This is a genomic window from uncultured Arthrobacter sp., assembly GCF_902805515.1.
Lineage (GTDB): Bacteria > Actinomycetota > Actinomycetes > Actinomycetales > Micrococcaceae > Arthrobacter_D.
Genome location: NZ_CADCTE010000202.1, coordinates 1 through 21,085 on the forward strand (window position 1 = coordinate 1; position 21,085 = coordinate 21,085).

The 21,085-nt window shown below is 70.6% G+C and carries 22 protein-coding genes; 4 read left to right on the plus strand and 18 right to left on the minus strand.

All coding sequences use genetic code 11. The annotated features are described in order from the left end of the window. A partial coding sequence (locus tag QZX79_RS18230) for a ribonuclease J (protein WP_294570762.1) occupies positions 1–664 on the minus strand: 664 nt, incomplete at its 3' end. Beyond that, entirely contained in the window at positions 661–1,602 is a 942-nt protein-coding gene (gene dapA / locus QZX79_RS18235) for a 4-hydroxy-tetrahydrodipicolinate synthase (protein WP_294570765.1), read from the minus strand. The genes QZX79_RS18230 and dapA, both read right to left, overlap by 4 nt. 100 nt (positions 1,603–1,702) lie before the next feature. On the opposite strand from dapA, the gene QZX79_RS18240 reads away from it, so the two are divergent. Next, on the plus strand, positions 1,703–2,896 hold the full coding sequence (locus QZX79_RS18240; protein ID WP_294570768.1) for a heparan-alpha-glucosaminide N-acetyltransferase domain-containing protein: 1,194 nt from the start codon (positions 1,703–1,705) through the stop codon (positions 2,894–2,896). Between the two features lie 83 nt (positions 2,897–2,979). Here QZX79_RS18240 and QZX79_RS18245 read toward each other — a convergent pair whose 3' ends face one another. The 6 genes from QZX79_RS18245 to glp are packed head-to-tail and all read right to left on the minus strand — an operon-like array spanning position 2,980 to position 6,940. Continuing rightward, the gene (locus tag QZX79_RS18245) at positions 2,980–3,435 is read right to left on the minus strand and encodes a tetratricopeptide repeat protein (protein WP_294570770.1); all 456 of its coding nucleotides are present in this window, start codon (positions 3,433–3,435) and stop codon (positions 2,980–2,982) included. Continuing rightward, the gene (gene dapB / locus QZX79_RS18250; protein WP_294570773.1) at positions 3,428–4,204 is read right to left on the minus strand and encodes a 4-hydroxy-tetrahydrodipicolinate reductase; all 777 of its coding nucleotides are present in this window, start codon (positions 4,202–4,204) and stop codon (positions 3,428–3,430) included. Before dapB ends, QZX79_RS18245 begins: the two co-directional genes overlap by 8 nt. 19 nt (positions 4,205–4,223) lie before the next feature. Further along, entirely contained in the window at positions 4,224–4,652 is a 429-nt protein-coding gene (locus QZX79_RS18255) for a molybdenum cofactor biosynthesis protein MoaE (RefSeq protein WP_294570783.1), read from the minus strand. Next, a complete protein-coding gene (locus QZX79_RS18260; RefSeq protein WP_294570786.1) occupies positions 4,639–5,124 on the minus strand; it encodes a molybdenum cofactor biosynthesis protein B in 486 nt (161 codons plus the stop codon). The genes QZX79_RS18255 and QZX79_RS18260 overlap by 14 nt, the downstream gene beginning before the upstream one ends. Continuing rightward, the gene (gene moaC, locus QZX79_RS18265) at positions 5,121–5,612 is read right to left on the minus strand and encodes a cyclic pyranopterin monophosphate synthase MoaC (protein ID WP_294570790.1); all 492 of its coding nucleotides are present in this window, start codon (positions 5,610–5,612) and stop codon (positions 5,121–5,123) included. Before moaC ends, QZX79_RS18260 begins: the two co-directional genes overlap by 4 nt. Further along, positions 5,609–6,940 (minus strand): gephyrin-like molybdotransferase Glp, encoded by a 1,332-nt coding sequence (gene glp, locus QZX79_RS18270; protein ID WP_294570793.1) that lies wholly within the window; start codon positions 6,938–6,940, stop codon positions 5,609–5,611. Before glp ends, moaC begins: the two co-directional genes overlap by 4 nt. Before the next feature lie 185 nt (positions 6,941–7,125). Between glp and moaA the strand changes: the two genes are divergently transcribed. Both moaA and QZX79_RS18280 read left to right on the plus strand, forming a co-directional pair. Further along, on the plus strand, positions 7,126–8,196 hold the full coding sequence (gene moaA, locus QZX79_RS18275) for a GTP 3',8-cyclase MoaA (protein WP_294570797.1): 1,071 nt from the start codon (positions 7,126–7,128) through the stop codon (positions 8,194–8,196). Beyond that, positions 8,197–8,451, plus strand: coding sequence for a MoaD/ThiS family protein (locus QZX79_RS18280; RefSeq protein WP_120166605.1), 255 nt, complete (start codon positions 8,197–8,199; stop codon positions 8,449–8,451). A 68-nt stretch (positions 8,452–8,519) separates the two neighbouring features. On the opposite strand, the gene QZX79_RS18285 is transcribed toward QZX79_RS18280, so the two are convergent. From QZX79_RS18285 to truB, 8 genes are all read right to left on the minus strand, one after another. Then, entirely contained in the window at positions 8,520–9,890 is a 1,371-nt protein-coding gene (locus QZX79_RS18285) for a pitrilysin family protein (protein ID WP_294570802.1), read from the minus strand. A 101-nt stretch (positions 9,891–9,991) separates the two neighbouring features. After that, the gene (locus QZX79_RS18290; RefSeq protein WP_294570805.1) at positions 9,992–12,250 is read right to left on the minus strand and encodes a polyribonucleotide nucleotidyltransferase; all 2,259 of its coding nucleotides are present in this window, start codon (positions 12,248–12,250) and stop codon (positions 9,992–9,994) included. 269 nt (positions 12,251–12,519) lie between these two features. Beyond that, positions 12,520–12,789, minus strand: coding sequence for a 30S ribosomal protein S15 (gene rpsO / locus QZX79_RS18295; protein WP_120166611.1), 270 nt, complete (start codon positions 12,787–12,789; stop codon positions 12,520–12,522). A 133-nt stretch (positions 12,790–12,922) separates the two neighbouring features. After that, positions 12,923–13,918, minus strand: a complete 996-nt coding sequence (locus tag QZX79_RS18300; RefSeq protein WP_294570810.1) for a bifunctional riboflavin kinase/FAD synthetase — start codon at positions 13,916–13,918, stop codon at positions 12,923–12,925. Between the two features lie 189 nt (positions 13,919–14,107). Further along, positions 14,108–14,818: a DUF4345 domain-containing protein gene (locus tag QZX79_RS18305; RefSeq protein ID WP_294570814.1), complete on the minus strand. Its 711-nt coding sequence runs from the start codon at positions 14,816–14,818 to the stop codon at positions 14,108–14,110. A gap of 156 nt (positions 14,819–14,974) precedes the next feature. Beyond that, positions 14,975–15,475: a hypothetical protein gene (locus QZX79_RS18310; protein ID WP_294570817.1), complete on the minus strand. Its 501-nt coding sequence runs from the start codon at positions 15,473–15,475 to the stop codon at positions 14,975–14,977. Then, positions 15,472–15,840, minus strand: a complete 369-nt coding sequence (locus QZX79_RS18315; protein WP_120166619.1) for a hypothetical protein — start codon at positions 15,838–15,840, stop codon at positions 15,472–15,474. Before QZX79_RS18315 ends, QZX79_RS18310 begins: the two co-directional genes overlap by 4 nt. Then, a complete protein-coding gene (truB, locus tag QZX79_RS18320; RefSeq protein ID WP_294570829.1) occupies positions 15,840–16,742 on the minus strand; it encodes a tRNA pseudouridine(55) synthase TruB in 903 nt (300 codons plus the stop codon). Before truB ends, QZX79_RS18315 begins: the two co-directional genes overlap by 1 nt. Positions 16,743–16,827: 85 nt before the next feature. On the opposite strand from truB, the gene QZX79_RS18325 reads away from it, so the two are divergent. Further along, the gene (locus tag QZX79_RS18325) at positions 16,828–18,003 is read left to right on the plus strand and encodes a pyridoxal phosphate-dependent aminotransferase (RefSeq protein WP_294570832.1); all 1,176 of its coding nucleotides are present in this window, start codon (positions 16,828–16,830) and stop codon (positions 18,001–18,003) included. A gap of 82 nt (positions 18,004–18,085) precedes the next feature. Here QZX79_RS18325 and rbfA read toward each other — a convergent pair whose 3' ends face one another. Continuing rightward, on the minus strand, positions 18,086–18,544 hold the full coding sequence (gene rbfA, locus QZX79_RS18330; protein WP_120166623.1) for a 30S ribosome-binding factor RbfA: 459 nt from the start codon (positions 18,542–18,544) through the stop codon (positions 18,086–18,088). A gap of 109 nt (positions 18,545–18,653) precedes the next feature. Continuing rightward, the coding region (infB, locus tag QZX79_RS18335; protein ID WP_294570838.1) for a translation initiation factor IF-2 at positions 18,654–21,085 on the minus strand (2,432 nt) is incomplete at its 5' end.

Below are 21,085 nucleotides of genomic sequence, written 5' to 3' on the forward strand. Positions count from 1 at the left end.
CCCCGATCTCCCGCTCGGCGGCGGTGAAGCCGGGCACGTCGGCGTTGGTCGAGTCGACGAGGAACAGGTCGACGCCCTCCTCGCCGAGCCGGGAGAAGGCGCGCAGGTCGGTGATGCGCCCGTCGAGGGGAAGCTGGTCCATCTTGAAGTCGCCGGTGTGAAGCACGTTTCCCGCCTCGGTTCGGATAAACACCGCCAGCGCGTCGGGAATCGAGTGGTTCACCGCGACGAACTCGCACTCGAAGGGGCCGAACTGTTCGATCTGCCCCTCGGACACCGTAAGCGTGTAGGGGCGGATGCGGTGTTCCTGCAGCTTCGCCTCGATCAGGGCCAGGGTGAGCTGGGAACCGATGAGCGGGATGTCCTCCTTGAGCCGCAGCAGGTAGGGCACCGCCCCGATGTGGTCCTCGTGGCCGTGGGTCAGGACGAGCCCGACCACGTCGTCGAGCCGGCCCTCAAGGTAGGAGAAGTCAGGCAGGATCAGGTCGACGCCGGGCTGGTGCTCCTCGGGGAAGAGCACCCCGCAGTCCACGATGAGCAGCTTGCCGTTCAGCTCGAAGACCGCCATGTTGCGGCCGATCTCCCCAAGGCCCCCGAGCGCCACAATGCGGAGGGTTCCGTCGGCGAGCGCCGGCGCCGGGGACAGCGGGGCGGTGGGGCTCACGCGCGCGCCCCGGCAGCCTGCGAGGGCGCGGCCGGCGGGAGGTCCCACCCGGCCTCGGCCAGGTCCGCTAACACCGGCTCGAGCTCCGCCGGCGTCGGAACCACAAGCGGCAGGCGCACGGCGGCGCCCGCGAGGGTGCCCTGGCGGTGGAGGATCTGCTTGGCGGAGACCGCCCCGGGAAGGTGGGTCATCACGGCGCGGATCACCGGGTCCAGCTCGAAGTGAAGGCGCCTGGCGGTCGCGAAGTCCCCGGCCGCGGCCGCGTCCACGAGCGCCCGGAACTGGGTGGTGGCCACGTGCGCGGTGACGCTGACGACTCCAACGGCCCCGGCCGCCATCCAGGGCAGGGTGAGGCCGTCGTCGCCCGAGTAGACGGCGAGGTCGGTGTTGGCCAGCACCCTCGTCACCTCGCCGAAGTCGGCCTTGGCGTCCTTGAGCGCGAGGACCACCGGGTGGTCCGCCAGCCGGATCATCGTCTCGGTGGCAATGGGGATACCGGCGCGGCCCGGAATGTCGTAGATCATGACCGGCAGGTCGGTCGCGTCGGCAACGGCGGTGAAATGCGCGAGGACCCCGGCCTGGGTTGGCTTGTTGTAATACGGGGTAACAACGAGCTGGGCGTCGACGCCGGCACGGACGGCACGGTGCGCCATCTCCACCGAGTGCGAGGTGTGGTTGGTGCCGGTTCCGGCAATCACCCGCGCCCGGCCGCCGACGGCCTGGGCGACGACCCGGAACAGGTCTTCCTTCTCCGAGTCCTCAAGGGTCGAGGTCTCCCCTGTGGTGCCGGAGACGACGAGGCCGTCGCAGCCGTCGTCGACGAGCCGCGACGCCAGGGCGGCGGCTCCGTCGAGGTCCACCGCCCCATCGGCTGTGAACGGGGTGACCATTGCGGTGACCAGGGTGCCGAACGGGTTTGAGGGGAGGGTTTCAACCATGGGTAAAACGTTACCTGCTCAGGCCGCGGGGTGCAGGGCGGGGCGCTGCCGCCGCGGGTGGAACGTCCGCCGCGGCGGGCCGCTGTGAGACGATCGAGGGATGGTGTCCTCCCCGGCCTTCCGGCGTCTGACCGGCCTCGACGCGGCCCGCGGCATTGCCCTTTTCGGAATGATGAGCACCCACATCTTCCCCCTGTACGTCCCCGGGACGGCCGACCCTTCGTGGGTTGCGCTGCTCTTCACCGGGCGGGCGTCGGCCCTGTTCGCAGTGGTGGCAGGGATCGGACTCGCACTGCTGACGGGCGGAAGCACTCCGCACCGGTCAGGGGTCCTCTCGGGGGACCGCCGCGGGATCGCCGTGCGCGCCGTCATCATCGCCACCGTCGGACTCGTGCTCGGCGGCGTGGAGACGAACATCGCCATCATCCTCTTCCACTACGGGATCCTGTTCCTGCTGGCCCTTCCCTTCCTGGGCCTGCGGCTGCCGGTCCTCGCGGCCTGGGCGGCCGGCTGGCTGCTGCTCTCCCCCGCCGCGGCCTTCCTTCTGCGCCCCTGGATCGAGGGGACGCTCAATCCGCCCTCGCTCGACGGGAATCCGGTCTGGGAGCACTTCCTCGAGCCGGCGACACTGCTGGCCGATGTCTTCGTCACCGGGTACTACCCGGCGCTGCAGTGGCTGAGCTATCTCCTCATCGGCGTGGTGATCGGACGCCTCGACCTCGCCCGGCTGGGCGTCCAGGCCGCGTTGATCCTCGGCGGGGCCGCGGCGGCCGTTGCGGCGAAGGCTGCCAGCGGCTACCTGCTCGGCCCCGCCGGCGGCCTGGACGCCCTGCTTTCGACGCCGGAAGGAACGCGCTACCCCCTCGAGGCGATGCTTCAGGTGGGGATCGGGGGCCTCAACCAGACCGGGTCGTGGTGGTGGCTGGCCGTCAGCACCCCGCATTCCGGGACGCCCTTCGACCTGCTGCACACGGCCGGGACCGCCTCCGCGGTGACGGGGGTCTGCCTGCTGGTCACCCGCCGCTACCGGCAGCTGCTCCTTCCGCTCTCGGCGCCGGGAGCGATGACCCTGACCCTGTATTCGCTCCACATCTGCGTCATGAGCTGGGTCGATCAGCAGGAACCCATGCTCGATCCCGCCCCGGTGTTCTGGTTCCAGGCGGTGGGTGCGGTGGCGCTCGGCATCCTGTTCCAGCGGATCCACGCCCGCGGCCCCCTCGAGCTGATCGCCTCGGGCGCCGCGCAGGCCGCCCGGAGCGGCGGGCACCCCGCACCGCGCCGGGACCGGCGCTGACCCGCCGCGGGACGTCGGGCAGGCATTAGCAGGCTCGATCTACCCGCCGCCTGGACCTCCGCCCTTCCGCCGGGCCGGCCGGCTCAGCGGAACAGGCGGGCGGCGTCGCGCATTGCCTTCCGGGCGCGGGTGCGGTCACCGGCGGCATCGTAGGCGCACGAGAGCCGGAACCAGCTGCGCCAGTTCTCCGGGTCGTTCTCCACCTCCGCCTGGTACTGCGGGAAGCGCTCGTCGGCCGCGGCGCGGACAATCCGTCCGGCCGGGGTGCGAGGGAGGTCGTCAACGGGCAGTCCGCCCTCGGCCTCGAGGACCTTGGCCATGCGCTCCGTCTGGGCGCCGAAGAGCAGTTCGCGGATCAGGGCCCAGGCCCCGATGACCGGCAGGAACAGGTACCCCGCGCCCAGGGCCTTGGCCACCGGTGAGGGGTCGCCGAGCAGCAGGACGCCGCGCTGGAACGTGACGGCCAGCCAGAGCACCAGCAGCAGGGTGACGAAGAGGACGCCGATCTTTACCCGGTGACGGCGGAAGGTCTCAAGCATGGGGGTCCTTGTTCGTTGCGAGGTCGAGGTAGCCCTCGAGGCCGACCGTGAGGCCGGGGTGGGAGGCCACGCTCCGAAGCCCGAGCAGGACGCCGGGCATGAAGGAGGCGCGGTCGTAGGAGTCGTGGCGGATGGTCAGCTGCTCGCCCGGGCTGCCCAGCAGCACCTCCTGGTGGGCCGTGAGCCCGCGCAGGCGCACGGAGTGGACGGGGATGCCGTCGGCGTCCGCGCCGCGGGCCCCGGCGAGGCCGCCGGCTGTCGCATCGGGAGCGGCGGGCACTCCGGCCGCGCCGCGCGCCGCGCTGATGAGCTGTGCGGTGCGCAGGGCCGTCCCCGAGGGGGCGTCCACCTTGTCGGGGTGGTGGAGTTCGATGATCTCGACGGATTCGAAGTACCGGGCGGCCTGCGCGGCGAACGCCGTGGCCAGCACCGAGCCGAGGGCGAAGTTCGGGGCGATCAACACACCGGTGGACGGGGTGCGCCCGAGCAGGGCGCCCAGCCCGTCGAGCCGTTCGGGGGTCCAGCCGGTGGTTCCGACGACGGCGTGGAGGCCGTGCTCGACGGCGAAGCAGACATTGTCATAGGTCGCCTCGGGCACGGTCAGGTCGAGCACCACCCGGGCGCCGGAGGAGACCAGGGTGGCAAGGTCATCCCCCCGGCCCAGCGCCGCCACGAGGGAGAGGTCCTCCGCGGCCTGGATGGCGGCGACCGCCTCGGAGCCCATGCGCCCCGAGGCGCCGAGCACTGCAACCGGGAGTTCCTGCGTCATGCCTCCCAGCCTACTGTTCCTACCCTGCGCCGACCCATTCCACGGTGCCGTCGGTGAAGAACTGTTCCTTCCAGACCGGCACGCGCTCCTTGACGGCGTCGACGAGTTCCGAGCAGGCCGCGAAGGCAGCCCCGCGGTGGGCGGCGGCGACGGCGGCCACGAGGGCCGGGTCGCCGATCTCGAGCGGGCCGATCCGGTGCGCCACCCAGAGGCGGACGCCGTCGTGCCGGGCGGCGATTTCGGCGGCGACCTCGGCGATGACCCGTTCGGCGCTGGGGTGGGAGGTGTAGCTCAGCGAGGTGACCTCCCGCCCGCCGTCGTGGTTCCTCACCACGCCGCTGAAGGAGACCGCGGCGCCGCACCGCGGGGAGTCCACGGCGGCCAGGGCCTCTTCGGGGGTGATGGGCGTGTCCGAGACGTAGGCCCGGACGACTTCACTGGTGGTCATGGGATCCTTCCAGCTGTGCGCAGATGTGGCCGATGAGCGGTTCGAGGACGGCGAGCCCGTCACGCACTCCCCCGGGTGAGCCCGGGAGGTTGATCACGAAGGAGCGTCCGGCGGTACCGGCCAGCCCGCGGGTGAGGGCCGCGGTGGGCACCTTGTCGGCCCCCGCCCGGCGCGCCGCCTCCATGATGCCCGGCAGCTGCCGGTCGAGGTAGGGCAGGGTCTGCTCCGGCGTGGCGTCGTCGGCGCTCAGGCCGGTGCCCCCGCTGGTGATGAGCACGGCCGGCCCGGCGGCCAGCACCCGGCCGATGGCCTCACCCACGGCATCCCCGTCGGGCACCACCTCGGCGTCCTGCACGGCGAAGCCGTGCTCGAGGAGCCAGCCGGCCACGAGGGGGCCGCATTCGTCCTGGTAGGCGCCGGCGGCGGCGCGGGTCGAGGCGATTATCACCGCGGCGTTCCTCAGCGGGGTCATACGCTCCAGTCTCCGCTCTTCCCGCCGGTCTTCGAAAGAACCTTCGTCTCCCGGATCACGGCGCGCGGGTCGACGGCCTTGATCATGTCGTAGAGGGTCAGGGCGGCGATGGAGGCGGCGGTCAGCGCCTCCATCTCGACCCCGGTCACCGAGGTCGTCTTGACCAGCGCGGTCACCGTGACGGTCCCCGCGTCGGCGGCGAAGTCGACCGAGACCCGGCTGATCGGCAGCGGATGGCACAGCGGGATCAGGGTGGAGGTCTGCTTGGCGGCCATAATCCCGGCGACGCGGGCGACGGCGAGGGCGTCCCCCTTGGGCAGCGACCCGTCGGTGATCATGGCGACGACCCCGGCACTGGTCTCCAGGACCGACTGTGCCACCGCCTGGCGGGCCGTCACGGCCTTGCCGGAGACATCGACCATGTGGGCGGTGCCGTCGGCCCGGACGTGGGACAGCGTGGGCGCGTCGCCGGCTTCGTTGGGTGTCATGAGGGCAGCTCCTGGTTGGTTGGAGCCGGCACGGGAGGTGCAGGCTGCGGGACGGGGCCGATCAGCCAGACGGTCACTTCGTCGCCGGCGGCCGCCTCGGAGAGGCCAACCGGGAAGTGGACGAGGGCGTTCGAGCCCGCGAGGGCGTTGAGCAGATGGGATCCGGGGCCTCCGATGAGTTCGACCTGCCCCTCCCGGTACAGCCCGCGCCGGATCTGGTGCTTGGTGGGCGGGGACGACGCCGGTGCGGTGAGCCGGGCCGGAAGCGCGACCCGCGGCGCGGGCGCGCCGGTCAGGGCCGTCAGTGCCGGGCGGAGGAACATTTCGAAGGACACGAGGGCGCTGACGGGGTTGCCGGGAAACCCGAGGAACGGGACCCCACCGAGCGTGCCGATGGCCTGCGGCCCGCCGGGCTGCAGGGCCACCCCGGGGAACTCGACGCCGCTGCCGGACAGGGCCTGCTTCACCACCTCGTAGGCGCCCTGGCTGATGCCGCCGGAGGTCAGGATCAGGTGGACCTCCGCCGCGGGCGGGGTGTCGAGCGCCTCGCGCAGCTTCTCCGGGTCGTCGGAGAGGACCCGGGTCCGGAGGACCTCGGCGCCGGCTTCGCGCAGGGCGGCCTCAAGCAGGGTGGTGTTGGCGTCGTAGATCCGGCCGTCCCCGAGCGGCCCGCCGGGCTCGGTCACTTCGTCCCCGGTGGACAGCAGGAGGACGCGGAACGGCGTGCGGACGGTGACCTCGGCCAGGCCGCAGGCAGCCAGCAGCCCCAGCTGCGCCGGACCCAGCAGGGTCCCGGCCCCCAGGGCCAGTTCCCCGGCGGCGATGTCGCTGCCGGCGCGCCGGATGAAGGTGCCGGCAGGTGTTCCCGCAGGCAGCCGCACCTCGGGCGGCCCGCCGTCGCCCGCGGACTGGGAGGGGAACCGCGGCGGGTCCGCGCGCTCGATCGGCACCACGGCGCCGGTGCCGGAGGGAACCATCGCCCCGGTCATGATCGGCACGGCCGTGCCGGGCTCGAGCGGCGGCGGGGAGCTGCCGGCGGGAACCGGCGCCCCCACGCGGAGCCGGAGGTGGCCCTCGGGCTCCCCGTCTTCCGCCGCGGCCGAGCCGTCCCCCAGGTCCCGCAGATGCACCGCGTAGCCGTCCATCTGCGAGTTGTCGAAGGGAGGAAGGGCCACCGGGGCAGGGACGTCCGCGGCGAGGACCCGGCCCAGGGCCGCGCGGAGCGGAAGGAACTCCGCGGCGCCGGCTCCGCGCACGGCCCGGGCATAGGCACCGGCACCCAGGAGCTGTTCGACCGCCAACTGGTGCTCGGAAACGCTGCGGGTCATGACGTCCTTTCGGCTGCGCCCGGAGGGGCGGGTGCTGCGGTGCTTCCACCCTAGTCCGCCGGGGCCTCCGCGGCCTCCCGGCGGGGCTGAAGAAAGACCAGCCAGCGGACTCCTCGTCCCCGGGCGCGACCTCCGCCCTTGGAATTGGCCCTTGGAGCCGATGCGAAAAGGCGTAACCTCTCACTATGGGAATATCTCTCGGACTGCCGGGCCCGGCACCCACGGATCCGGGCGCAGGCCTGCTCGACACCTTCGGGCGCCGCGCCACCGATCTGCGGGTGTCGCTGACCGACAAGTGCAACCTGCGCTGCACCTACTGCATGCCGGCGGAGGGGCTCAACTGGCTGCAGAAGGAGCAGGTGCTCTCGCGCGCCGAAATCGTGCGCCTGGTGCGGATCGGCGTCGACCTGCTCGGGGTGCGCGAGCTCCGCCTGACCGGAGGGGAACCCCTGGTGCGGGCGGACCTGGTGGAGATCATCTCGGACCTGCGCACCGCCCACCCCGGTCTGCCGATTTCCCTGACGACCAACGGGCTGGGGCTCGACAAGAAGGCAGCCCGGCTGAAGGAGGCGGGACTCACCCGCATCAACGTCTCGATGGACTCCCTGCACCCCGGCACCTTCGCCCAGCTGACCCGGCGTCCGTTCCTCGACCGGGTGCTGCGCGGGATCGAGGCCGCCGCGGAGGTGGGGCTGGGCCTGGTGAAGATCAATGCGGTGCTGATGCGCGGCATCAATGACCATGAGGCCCCCGAGCTGCTCGAATGGGCCGTCTCGCGCGGGTTCGAACTGAGGTTCATCGAGCAGATGCCCCTCGACGCGGACCACGGCTGGACCCGGGACGGCATGGTCACGGCCGCCGAGATGCGCGCGCTGCTCGAACCGGCCTTCGTCCTGACCGCCGACCCGCGCCGCCGCGACGGCGCACCGGCCGAGCGGTGGGAGGTGCGGCGCCGTGACGCACCGGAGACGGTCGTGGGCTCGGTGGGCATCATCGCCTCCGTCACTGAGCCGTTCTGCGCCGACTGCCGCAGGACCCGGATCACCGCCGAGGGAAAGGTGATGAGCTGCCTGTTCTCCCGCGAGGAGACGGACCTGCGGGAACTGCTGCGTTCGGACGCCGACGACGCCGCCGTCGCCCGGCGGTGGCAGGAGGCGATGTGGGCCAAGCCCAAGGCGCACGGAATGGCGCGGACCGGGCTCGGTGCAGAGGGCTTCATCCAGCCCGACCGTTCGATGAGCGCGATCGGTGGCTGAATGCTGATCCGCTATTTCGGTGCGGCCCGCGCGGCAGCGGGCACCGCCGAGGAAACCCTCGACGGCGCCGGGGCCACGGTTGAAGACGTCCTGGCCATCATCGGCGACCGCTATGCCGGAACCCAGAGCCCGTCAATGGAGCAGGTCCTGCGGCGCAGCAGCTTCCTGCTGAACGAGGTGGCGCTGCGCGACCGCGGCCGGGTCCTGGCCGAGCAGGACGTCCTCGACGTCCTGCCGCCCTTCGCCGGCGGCTGACCGGCAGGCCCACCGGCCGCCGCAGCGGTCAGGCCCGCGCCTGCGTCGGGCGCATTGCCTCCGGGCGCCTACAGCCCGAAGTCCGCCGGACCGTCGAAGGGTCCGACGACCATCGTGGTGCGCGGCGCGGCGGCCAGCTCCGCGGCAAGTTCCCGGACCTCGGCCGGGGTGACGGCACGGACGCGGGCGAGTGACTCATCCAGGTCGATGAACTCCCCGGAAACGAGTTCCGAGCGGCCAAGGCGCGACATGCGCGAGCTGCTGTCCTCAAGGGCGAGCACCAGGCCGCCGGAAAGCTGGCCCACGGCCTTGCGCAGCTCCTCCTCGCTGATCCCGTCGCGGCCAAGGCGGTCAAGCTCCTCCCCCAGCAGGGCAATGACCTGTCCTGTCTTGGCCGGTGAGCACCCGGCGTACATGGCGAAGTAGCCGGCGTCGGCGTAGGAGGCCGAGAAGGAGTACGTCGAGTACACCAGGCCCCGCTTCTCGCGGATCTCCTGGAACAGCCGCGAGGACATGCCGCCGCCGAGCACGGCGTTCAGCACGCTCATGACGAAACGGCGCTCGTCCGTGGCCACCAGCGAGGGGCATCCGATCAGGATGTTTGCCTGTTCGACCGCGCGGCGGATCACGTGCACGCCTGGGGCACCGGAGATCTCGACGGGCCTGCCGGGACGGCGGGGCACCGGCACGGCGCCCTCCTCGAGGACCCAGCCGGCCTCCTCGAGGGCCTGCTGCACCTGCCGGCAGACGGTGTCGTGGTCGAGGCCGCCGGCGTCGGTGACGACGAGTTCGGCGGGGGTGTAGTACCGGCGGTAGTGGGCCAGCACCGCGTCGCGGGGGATGGCACGGATGGCCTCGGGGGTGCCTCCGATGGGCCGCCCGAGGGGGTGGCCGCCCAGGACGGCCGAGACGAACTCCTCGTGCGCGACGTCGGCGGGATCATCGCTGTCCATCGCGATCTCCTCGAGGATGACGTCGCGTTCCTGCTCGAGTTCCTCGGGGTCGAGGACGGCCGAGGTGACCATATCGGCGATCACGTCGATGGCCAGGGGCAGGTCCGTGTCGAGCACCCGGGCGTAGTAGCAGGTGTTTTCCTTGGCCGTCGCCGCGTTGGACTCGCCGCCGACCTCGTCGAAGGCGGAGGCGATCTCCAGGGCGGAACGCTTCCGGGTGCCCTTGAACAGCAGGTGCTCGAGGAAGTGGGTGGAGCCGTGCTCGCCCTCGGCCTCGTCCCGTGAGCCGACCCCGACCCAGAACCCGATGGTGGCCGAGCGCTGCCCGGGCATCGCCTCGGTCAGTACGCGCACGCCGCCGGGCAGCACCGAGCGGCGGACCACCGCCCCGCCGGGGTCGCCGGCCACGAACGTCGGGTCGCCGCTCTCACCGTCGGCAAGCGGCGTGGGGAGCAGCGGAAGGGAAACAGCTGAAGGCAGTGACATCGGGGTCTCTCAGGGTTGAGCGTCGATCGGGAAACGGCCAACGGCCCCGCCGTGGACCAGGGGGTCCACGGCGGGGCCGTCGGCGGTGGAACCGCGGGCACCTAGCTGACGGTGTCCTCGGCGGGCACCTCAGGGAGCTCGATGCCGGCGTCGTCGGCAGCCTCATCGGCAACCACCGGCGACAGGGAGAGCTTTCCGCGGTCGTCGATCTTGGTGATCTCGACCTGGACCTTCTGGCCCACCGCGACAACGTCGTCGACGTTGTCGACGCGCTTGCCGCCCGAGAGCTTGCGCAGCTCGGAGATGTGGAGCAGGCCGTCCTTGCCCGGGGTGAGGGAGACGAACGCGCCGAACGTCGTCGTCTTGACGACCGTGCCCAGGTAGCGCTCGCCGATCTCGGGAACCTGGGGGTTCGCGATGGCGTTGACCGCCGCGCGGGCGGCCTCGGCCGAGCCGCCGTCGGTCGCGCCGATCAGCACGGTACCGTCATCCTCGATGGAGATGTCGGCGCCGGTGTCCTCCTGGATCTGGTTGATCATCTTGCCCTTGGGGCCGATGACCTCGCCGATCTTGTCAACGGGGATCTTGACCGAGATGATCCGCGGCGCGAACTCGGAGAGCTCGTCCGGGGCGTCGATCGCGGCTTCGAGCACGCCGAGGATGTGGAGGCGGGCCTCGCGGGCCTGCTTCAGCGCTGCGGCCAGCACCGAGGCGGGGATGCCGTCGAGCTTGGTGTCGAGCTGGATGGCGGTGACGAACTCGGAGGTACCGGCGACCTTGAAGTCCATGTCGCCGAAGGCGTCCTCGGCTCCAAGGATGTCGGTCAGCGCCGCGTAGCGGGTCTGGCCGTCGACCTCATCGGAGACGAGGCCCATGGCGATGCCCGCGACGGGTGCCCGCAGCGGGACACCGGCGTTGAGCAGGGACAGCGTCGAGGCGCAGACCGAGCCCATCGAGGTGGAGCCGTTGGAGCTCAGCGCCTCGGAGACCTGGCGGATCGCGTAGGGGAATTCCTCGCGGCTCGGCAGGACCGGGGCGATGGCACGCTCGGCCAGGGCGCCGTGGCCGATTTCGCGGCGCTTGGGCGAACCCACGCGGCCGGTCTCACCGGTGGAGTACGGCGGGAAGTTGTAGTGGTGCATGTAGCGCTTGCGCGTCACCGGGGACAGCGAGTCGATCTGCTGTTCCATCTTGAGCATGTTCAGCGTGGTGACACCCAGGATCTGGGTCTCGCCGCGCTCGAAGATGGCCGAACCGTGGACGCGGGGCAGGACCTCGACCTCGGCGGTGAGCTTGCGGATGTCTGAAAGGCCACGGCCGTCGATACGGACCTGGTCCTTGAGGATGCGCTGGCGCACGACGGCCTTGGTGACCGAGCGGAAGGCTGCGGAGAGCTCCTTCTCGCGCCCCTCGAAGGAACCGGCGAGGGACTCGAGGACCTCGGCCTTGAGGGCGTCGGAGGCGGTGTTGCGCTCCTGCTTGTCGGCGATCTGGAAGACCTCGGCGAGCTTCTGCGCGGCGGCCGACTCGACGGCGGCGTAGACGTCGTCCTGGTAGTCGAGGAACACGGGGAACTCGACGGTCGGCTTGGCCGCACGTGAGGCCAGGTCCGACTGCGCTTCGCACAGGGCGCGGATGAACGGCTTTGCCGCTTCAAGGCCCTCGGCGACGATCTCCTCGGTCGGTGCCGTGGCGCCGTTTTCCTTGATCAGGTTCCAGGAGTTGTCGGTCGCTTCGGCCTCGACCATCATGATGGCGACGTCGTCACCGACGACGCGGCCGGCGACGACCATGTCGAAGACGGAGTTCTCGAGCTCCGAGTGCTTCGGGAAGGCGATCCACTGGTCGCTTCCGCTGCCGTCGGAGACGAGCGCAACGCGGACGCCGCCGATCGGGCCGGAGAAGGGAAGTCCGGAGAGCTGGGTGGACATCGAGGCCGCGTTGATGGCGACGACGTCGTAGCGGACGTCGGGGTTGATCGCCAGCACGGTGACGACGATCTGGACCTCGTTGCGCAGGCCCTTGACGAAGGCCGGACGCAGCGGGCGGTCCATCAGGCGGCAGGCGAGGATCGCCTCGGTGGAGGGGCGGCCCTCGCGGCGGAAGAATGAGCCCGGGATGCGCCCGGCGGCGTACATGCGCTCTTCGACGTCGACCGTCAGCGGGAAGAAGTCGAAGCCTTCGCGGGTGGAGCTTCCGGCGGTCGTTGCCGAGAGCAGTGCGGTGTCTTCGTCGATGTAGACCATCGCTGCGCCGGCGGCCTGCTGGGCGAGCCTGCCGGTTTCGAAGCGGACGGTGCGTGTTCCGAAGCGGCCATTGTCGATGACGGCTTCAGCAAATTGGATCTCGGGACCCTCCATAGAGAGTCACCTCCGTTTCTTTGTGGTGGGGGCGGTCGGCACCATTGTCGGGCGGCCCCTCGTGGGCCGCCTGTGCACCCGGTCTTCGATCGAGACCCACGGGACGGCGGCCTCTGCGGCCCGCCTCCCGGAGATCACTACCGAGGACCGCGAATGCGCGGTGCCTGCTGGCTCCAGATGTTTATCTAGCGGTGGTGCACCCGGAGGAACCGGGGATAAGCGGAAGGCGGCTCCGTCTCCCGGGGAGATGGCGCCGCCTTCCATCCAACCTATCGGCGCAGGCCGAGGCGCTCGATGAGCGTCCGGTAACGCGTGATGTCGGTGTCGCGCAGGTAGTCCAGCAGGCGCCGGCGGCGTCCGACCAGAAGAAGCAGGCCACGACGGGTGTGGTGGTCATGCTTGTGCATCTTCAGGTGTTCGGTCAGGTCAAGGATGCGGCGGGAAAGCATCGCGATCTGCACCTCGGGGGAACCGGTGTCCCCCTCGGAGGTGGCGTACTCTTTGATGATTTCCTGCTTGATAGCGGCGTCAAGGGCCACGTGTAACTCCTAGAGTTGTACCGTGAATAAGAGGTTTCGGCCGGGCACCGGCCCTCCGCCGAAGCGGCGGTACCCATACCTGACACACAAAAATCCAGCCACCACGGACTGCAGCCGGATCTCAGCCTCCAGTTTAGCCGCTGGCCTGCAGATCTGTCGAAAGCACCTGCCGCGAGCGGTCCACGTCGAGGCACATCTGCTCGGCCAGCGCCTCGGGTCCGGTGTAGGTGATCTGGCCCCGCAGCCGCTGGACGAACTCGACGACAATCCTCTGCCCGTACAGGTTGAAGGCCGAGATCTCCTCCTCCGGACGGTCGATGACGTGCGCCTCGACCTGCCGGGTGACGCCTTCGAAGGTCGGGTTCGATCCGACGGAGATCGCGGCGGGCCACCGGGTCCCCGATCCGTCGACGAGCCAGCCGGCATAGATGCCGTCGGCCGGGACGTAGCCCTCGGCGTCGTCGGCGAGGTTGGCCGTCGGGAAGCCCATCTCCCTCCCCCGTTTCGCCCCGTGCACGACCTCGCCGCGCATCCGGTGCGGGCGTCCGAGGATCCGGGCCGCGGTTTCCACGTCGCCGGCGTCAAGCGATTCCCGCACCCAGGTTGAGGAGCAGCGGCGCGTCGCCTCGCCCTGGCCGGTCGCCAGGGGCACGCTCGCCGCGAAGTCGTCGATGGCGAGGACCTCGAAGCCGAACCGGTGGCCCAGGGCTCGCATCGTCTCAAGGTCGCCGCTGTTGCCGCGCCCAAACCGCACGTCGTGTCCGATGACGACGGCGCAGGCGTGGAGCGCGTTCACGAGGACCTTCTCGACGAACTCCTCGGGGGTGTAGGAGGCGAGGTCGAGGGTGTAGTGCATCATCAGGACGCCGTCGATGCCGGTCTCGGCCAGCGTGTGCACCCGGTCCTCGAGCCCCATGATCAGCGCCGGTGCGCTGTCCGGGCGGTGGACCTGGGCGGGGTGCGGGTCGAAGGAGATCGCGACGGCCGCGGCGTCACGCTTCCGCGCCGCCTCAACCAGGTGCTCCAGCACGCGCTGGTGGCCCCGGTGGACACCGTCAAAGTTGCCGAGCGTGAGGACCGACGGGCCGAAATCGTGGGGCACATCGGCAAGGTCTCTCCAGTAGAACACGCATCTCCTTCGCCGTTGCGGCTTTCCGCGGCGCGGGCCGGAGCGTCCGGTTCCCTGCAGCGCCACTGTCCATTATTGCCGATAACGCGCTCCGCCATTTCACGTTTGCCGCAGAAAAGCTTCGCAAAAGCCGCGGGAAAGCTTTGCAGAAGCCGCGGGAAGGATTCGGCGAAAGTGCCTCCCCGGGCATCAGCTGCGGGAGCTGAAGTCCTTCCGCAGCTGGGTGGTCTTGGTGATGTACTTGTGCCACACCAGCAGGGCGGCCGGGAAGGCGAGCTCAACGACCATGAGGATGATCAGCAGGTAGTGGGGGGTTCCCGAGAACGCCCAGGACAGCACCCTGCCGATGCCTCCGGCGAAGACCATGAGGCAGACCAGCCAGAGCATGTTGGCCCACTGGAACTTCACGGCGATGGTGACGAAGGCCGCCCCCACGCCGACCATCATGGCGGAGAAGAAACGGAACTGGTTCTCGAGGGTCGGGTTGACGGGCCGGGCGTCGGTGTCGGGAAGGCCGGCGGTGCCGAGGATCAGGTAGTAGGCACCGAACCCGGCAAGGATCAGGCCGACGAGGACGACGACGGTGCGGAACATGCTCCAGTCGCTGCCCCCGATCCCCTCCCGGGGCTTCGCGCCCTCCTTGGCCTTGGTCCGGTCCCTGGTGGTCCCGCCCCTGGTGGTCCCGTCCTTGGTGGTCCCTTCGTTGGCTGGACCGGCTTCGGTGGGGGACGGCGCAGGCGTGGAGGGCGGTCGAGTGGAGGGTGGGGTTCCGGCCGGGCCGCTGCCGGTTCCGCCGCTGACCGGACCACTGCCGGTCGGCTCAGTGCTGGATGCTGAAGCCGCCGAGCCCGGGGTGTTGGTCCCCGGCCGGCCGTGCGGGTCCGGGATGTTCGTGCTCATGGCGCTTCCTCGCTGTCCTTGCTGCTCCTGCCGCAATACTCTCACGCACCACAGGGACCGGAAAGGGCGATCTTGGAGGTGCCCGGCGGATCGGGCCGTGGCACGCGGACCCGGGCCGCTGCCGGGCGGAGGGCGGTACCGCCTAGGTCAATACACCTAGGCGGGCAGGGGTGCCGCGGGCCGGTTGCGGTACAGCCAGGCCAGGCCGAGGACCGGAAGGATCAGGGGGACGTAGCCGTAGCCCTGGCCGAAGGCGGACCACACCGTGTCGGCGGGGAAGGCCTGCGGATCGAGGAGGCTGAAGCTGCCCACGGCCAGGACGCCGATGAGTTCGACGCCGACGGCGGCGACGGAGATTCGAAACCAGCGGGCGCCGGGCCGGGCCAGTGAGACGGTCGCGAGGACGTAGACGGCGGCCGCTAAGGCGGTCAGCAGGTAGGCCAGCGGTGCCTCGGAGAACTTGGTGGCGATCTGGAAGGCGGCCCGTGCGGAGGCGGCCAGGGCGAAGATGCCGTAGACGGCAATCAGCAGCCGGCCCGGGCCGTGCGTCCGCCGGGCCTCCCCTCCCCCACCGGAACCGCCGGCGGGGCTGGCCCCGCCGGCGGAGGGCGTACCTGCGTTGCCGGGGCCGCCGCCGTCGCTTCCGGTGTGCTTCACAGTCCTGCCACTCCGTCCCAGATCTGCTCCATTCGAACCAGCATGACAAACACGGCGAGCCCGGCGGCGGCCAGCACCAGATTGCTCCAGCGGCTCCGCTCGAGGATGGCCCACCAGAAGGCGCCCACCGGCAGGACAAGGGCGGTCAGGAGGTAGCCCCAAAACTCCCAGGCCTCGCCCAGCACCGGCTCTCCCCCGGCCTGCCGTACTCCGGCGGCCACGGCATAGACGAGCAGGAACAGCTCGACGGCGGCCACGGAGAGGATGGTGATGTCGTTCGGGGGCTGGCGCAGCAGCGCGGCCCCGATGCACAGCAGGGCGGAGACGACGCCGATCACCGAGCCCGCCAGGAGGAATCCGTCCATCACGCCGGACCGTTTCCGGGCGCGAAGACCAGCAGGGCCCGGGCGTCCTGGCCGCGGTTCTCGAGCAGGGCTACGAGAGTGCCGGCGGGCGAGTAGGCGGCCACGGGCCCGGCCTCCTGCCCGGCGGGGATCTTCCGGCCGTGGGAGACGTCGTCGGCCTCGGCGGCGCTGAGCTCCCGCACCGGGAACAGGGCGCGCCCGGCGTCGTCGAGCTCAAGCAGCGTCAGCTTCTCGGCAAGCTGGTCAAGGGTGGAGGCCCCCTCGATGGTGTAGGGGCCGACCCGGGTACGCCGCAGCGCGGTGAGATGCCCGCCCACCCCCAGGGCCGTCCCAAGATCCCGGGCGAGGGCGCGGATGTAGGTGCCGGAGCTGCACTCGACGGTGACGTCGACGTCCTGCTGCCGCCCGCCGTTGACGCGGCGGATGTCGTGGACCTCGAACCGGGAGACCGTGACGGACCGGGCCTCAAGCTGGACGTCCTCCCCGGAGCGCACCCGGGCGTAGGCCCGCTGGCCCTTGACCTTGATGGCGCTGACGCTGCTGGGCACCTGGGAGATCGTCCCGGTGAGGGCGCGCACGCCTGCGGAGATGTCCTCGGGGGTGATGGCGGCCGCGATGCTGCCCCCGGTGATCTCGCCCTCGGCGTCGTCGGTGATCGTTGACTGGCCCAGCCGGATGGTGGCGGTGTAGGTCTTGTCGGTGCCCACGATGTAGGTGAGCAGCCGGGTGGCGCGGTTGACGCCGATCACCAGGACGCCGGTGGCCATCGGGTCGAGGGTGCCGGCGTGGCCGACCTTGCGGGTGCCCGCCAGCCGGCGCATGCGTCCAACGACGTCATGGCTGGTCCAGCCCTGGGGCTTGTCCACGATTATCAGCCCTGAGTGGACCTGCCCGGAATTCACGCCTCCCAGTATAGGGCGAAGCCCGGGGCGCTCCCCGCCGGCCGGTGCCGCCCGCGCGGCGCAGCGCAGGCGATAGCATTCCCCTATGCTTCCCGCCGCCCACGCCCGCCGCGTTCCGGTCAACCAGATCCGCGAGATCACCCAGGCTGCATGGGCCACCCCGCACTCCATCGTGCTCAGCATCGGCGAGCCCGGGTTTCCGGTCGCCCGGCACGTCCTTGAGGCGTCGATGGCGGCCCTGGACCGCGACGAGACGAACTACACGCCCAACGCGGGCATCGCACCGCTGCGGGAGGCCTTCGCCGCCCGGTTCCTCGGGCACAACGGCGTGGCCGTGGATCCCTCGCAGGTCTACGTGACCGCCGGCGCCCAGCAGGGGCTGCACCTGGCGATGAGCACCCTCCTCGGGCCCGGGGACGAGGTGCTCGTCCCCAACCCCGGCTACCCCACCTACCCGATGACGGCCGGGCTGGTGCACGCCGTCGCCGTCCCCTACCCGCTGCTGCCGGACAACGGCTTCCAGCCGCGCATCGAGGACCTCGAGGCGCTGGTGACCCCGCGTACCCGGATGCTCGTCCTCAACTCGCCGTCGAACCCGCTCGGCGCCGTGTTCGACGCCGATCTGACCCGGCGGCTGGTCGACCTCGCGCGGCGCCGGGACCTGTGGATCCTCTCCGATGAGTGCTACGAGGCGTTCACCTTCGACGTCGAGCATGTGAGTCCGGCACGCTTCGACGCCGGCGGCCCCGAGGCCCCCGCCGAGGCCGGCAGCCCGAGGGTCTTCACCTCCCTGACCCTGTCGAAGACCTACGGCCTGACGGGGCTGCGGATCGGCGCGCTCATCACGCCGCCCGGCATGGAGCCGCTGCTGAACAACATCATGGAAGCCACCGTCTCCTGCGTCTCAGCGCCGTCCCAGTACGGCGCACTCGCGGCGCTGACCGGGCCGCAGGACTACGTGGCCGACGCCCTGGCGCACTACCGGAAGAACCGGGACGCGGCCACGGCGGTGCTCCGGGAGCTCAATATCCCGTACCTGCCGGCGCAGGGGGCGTTCTACCTGTGGGCCGATGTTTCCCACGCCTCCGGCGGCGATGTCCGGGCGTGGGTCGCTTCGCTGCTGGAGACCCGCGGGGTGGCGCTGGCGCCGGGAACGGCGTTCGGTTCCGGGGGTGAGGGCTGGGTCCGGATTGCCCTGTGCACCGGGACCGACGCGCTGGTCGAGGGCCTGGGACGCCTCCCGCGCAGAAGAAGCAGCTGACCAGCGGTCAACTGCTTCTTCTGCGTGCCCGGAGGCGGCACCGGAGCTGCCGGACGTCCCGGCCCTCAATCAGTGCGGAGCCCTAGAGCCCGCGCGGAGCCTCGGTCGACTCCTCGTCGCGCTCCTCGGCGGTGCGGTACGGGTCGGCGTCGCCAGCGAATTCGGCGCCCTGGGCGATGGCTGCCACCTCGGCGTCGCGTTCGCGGGCCTTCCGGAGGAGCTCCTCGAGATGGCCGGCGTTCACCGGAATCTCGTCGGGAACGAACTCGAGCGTCGGCGTGAGCCGGGCCGTGATGTTCTTGCCGACTTCGGCGCGCAGGATGCCGCGGGCGGATTCGAGGGCCGCCCGGGTGGCCTGCTGCTCGTCCTCGTCACCGAGCACGGTGTAGTAGAGGGTGGCGTGCTGGAGGTCGTTGGTGACGCGTGCATCGGTCAGGGTCACCGCTTCGAGCCGTGGATCCTTGACCCTGCGGCGGAGAGCCTCGGCGACAATCACCTTGATCCGCTGTGCGAGCCGCGCAGCGCGTGCCGGATCTGCCATTACTCTTCCTCCTGTTGCTCTGGTCTGCTGAAACGTTGAGCCGGCCGCAGCACGGCCGGCGGACAGCACAGGCGCCCCGGATCCCGGAGCGCCTGCGCTGTGCTACCTGCTAGACGCGGGGCTTCTCCCGCATTTCGAAGGTCTCGATGGTGTCGCCTTCCTTGATGTCGTTGAAGGACCCAAGGCCGATACCGCACTCGAAGTCCGTCCGGACCTCGGTGACGTCGTCCTTGAACCGCTTGAGCGAGTCGACGGTGAGGCCCTCGCCGATAACCTTGCCCTCGCGCAGGACGCGGGCCTTGGTGTTGCGGCGGATGATCCCCGAGCGGACGATCGAGCCTGCGATGTTTCCGAACTTCGAGGAACGGAAGACTTCGCGGACTTCGGCGGTGCCGAGCTGGACCTCCTCGTACTCCGGCTTGAGCATGCCCTTGAGGGCGAGCTCGATGTCATCAATGGCTGCATAGATGACGGAGTAGAAGCGCATGTCCACGCCTTCACGCTCGGCCAGGTCGGCCACGCGCTCGGCGGGCTTGACGTTGAAGCCGATGATGATCGCGTTGTCCACGGTCGCCAGGTTGACGTCGTTCTGCGTGATGGCGCCGACGCCGCGGTGGATGACGCGCAGCTGCACGCCTTCGCCGACGTCGATCTTGAGGAGCGAATCCTCGAGCGCCTCAACGGCACCGGAGACGTCGCCCTTGAGGATGAGGTTGAGGGTGTCAACCTTGCCCTCGGCCACGGCCTGGTCGAAGTCCTCGAGGCTGATGCGCTTGCGGCGCTTCGCCAGGGCGGCGTTGCGGTCAGCGGTCTCACGCTTCTCGGCGATCTGGCGGGCGGTGCGCTCGTCGTCGGTGACGAAGAACGTGTCGCCTGCCCTCGGCACTGTGGAAAGACCGAGCACCTGGACGGGCCGCGACGGTCCGGCCGTGGTGACCACATCGCCGTTCTCGTTGAACATGGCACGGACGCGTCCGTGGGCCGTTCCGGCGACGATGGTGTCTCCGACGCGCAGCGTTCCCGACTGGACGAGCACGGTCGCAACGGCGCCGCGGCCCTTGTCGAGGTTTGCCTCGATGGCGATGCCGCGGGCGTCCTTGTTCGGGTTGGCCCGCATGTCGAGCGCCGCGTCGGCGGTCAGCAGGACCGCTTCGAGCAGCTCGTCGATGCCGTCGCCCTTGAGCGCGGAGACGTGGACGAACATGGTGTCGCCGCCGTACTCCTCGGGAACCAGTCCGTACTCGGTGAGCTGACCCTTGACCTTGTCGGGGTTCGCGCCTTCCTTGTCCATCTTGTTCACTGCCACAACGATCGGCACATTGGCTGCCTGTGCGTGGTTCAGTGCCTCAACGGTCTGGGGCATGACGCCGTCGTCCGCTGCGACAACGAGAACGGCGATGTCGGTGACGCTGGCACCACGGGCACGCATGGCCGTGAAGGCCTCGTGACCGGGGGTGTCAATGAAGGTGATGGCCCGCTCTGAATCCTCGAGCACGTGCTGGATCTGGTAGGCACCGATGTGCTGGGTGATGCCGCCGTGCTCGCCTTCGACGACCTTGGTGTTACGGACGGCGTCGAGAAGACGCGTCTTACCGTGGTCGACGTGGCCCATGACCGTGACAACCGGAGGACGGGCCTCAAGCTGCTCGTCGCCTTCTGCCTCAAGCTCGGCATCGAAATCGATGTCGAAGCTGCTGAGCAGCTCGCGCTCTTCGTCCTCGGGGGACACGACCTGGATCAGGTAGCCCAGCTCGGTGCCGAGCACCTGGAAGGTGTCCTCGTCGAGCGACTGCGTTGCCGTTGCCATCTCGCCGAGGTGGAACAGCACGGTGACCAGTGCTGCCGGGTTCGCCTCGATCTTGTCGGCGAAGTCGGTGATTGATGAGCCGCGGCGGAGACGGACGATCGTGCTGCCGTCGCCGCGGGGTACGCTGACGCCGCCAAGCGACGGAGCCGACATCTGCTCGAGTTCCTGCCGCTTCGCACGCTTCGACTTGCGCTGCTTGCCGCGGCCTGCTCCGCCCTTGCCGAAGGCACCGGCAGTGCCGCCGCGTCCGCGGCCGCCCTTGCCGAAGCCGCCGCCTGCGGGAGCCCCGCTGGGGCTTGCCGGCGCTCCGCCGGGTCCACGGCGCGGTCCTGCACCGGCTGCTCCGGGTGCGCCGCGGCCTGGTGCTGCGGGACGCTCGGTGCGGTTGGGCATCATCCCCGGCGTGGGGCGTGAGCCGCCAGCGCCTGCGGGACGGGGTGCTCCCGGACGCGGAGCGCCCGGACGCGGTCCACCAGCGCCTGCTGCGGGACGGGGTCCGCCGGCGCCTGCCGCCGGACGTGGTCCGCCGGCTCCTGCTGCCGGACGGGCACCGCGCTCGTCCTCACGGCGTCCGCCCGGACGGGGCATTCCCTGTGAGGGAGCGAAAGGGTTGTTGCCCGGACGCGGTCCGCCGCCGGGGCGGTCCGCCGAACGGTCGGAAGGGCGCTCGCCGTCGGTGCGGCGGGAGCCCATGCCCTGTGAAGGGGCGAAGGGGTTGTTCACGGGACGGGGCC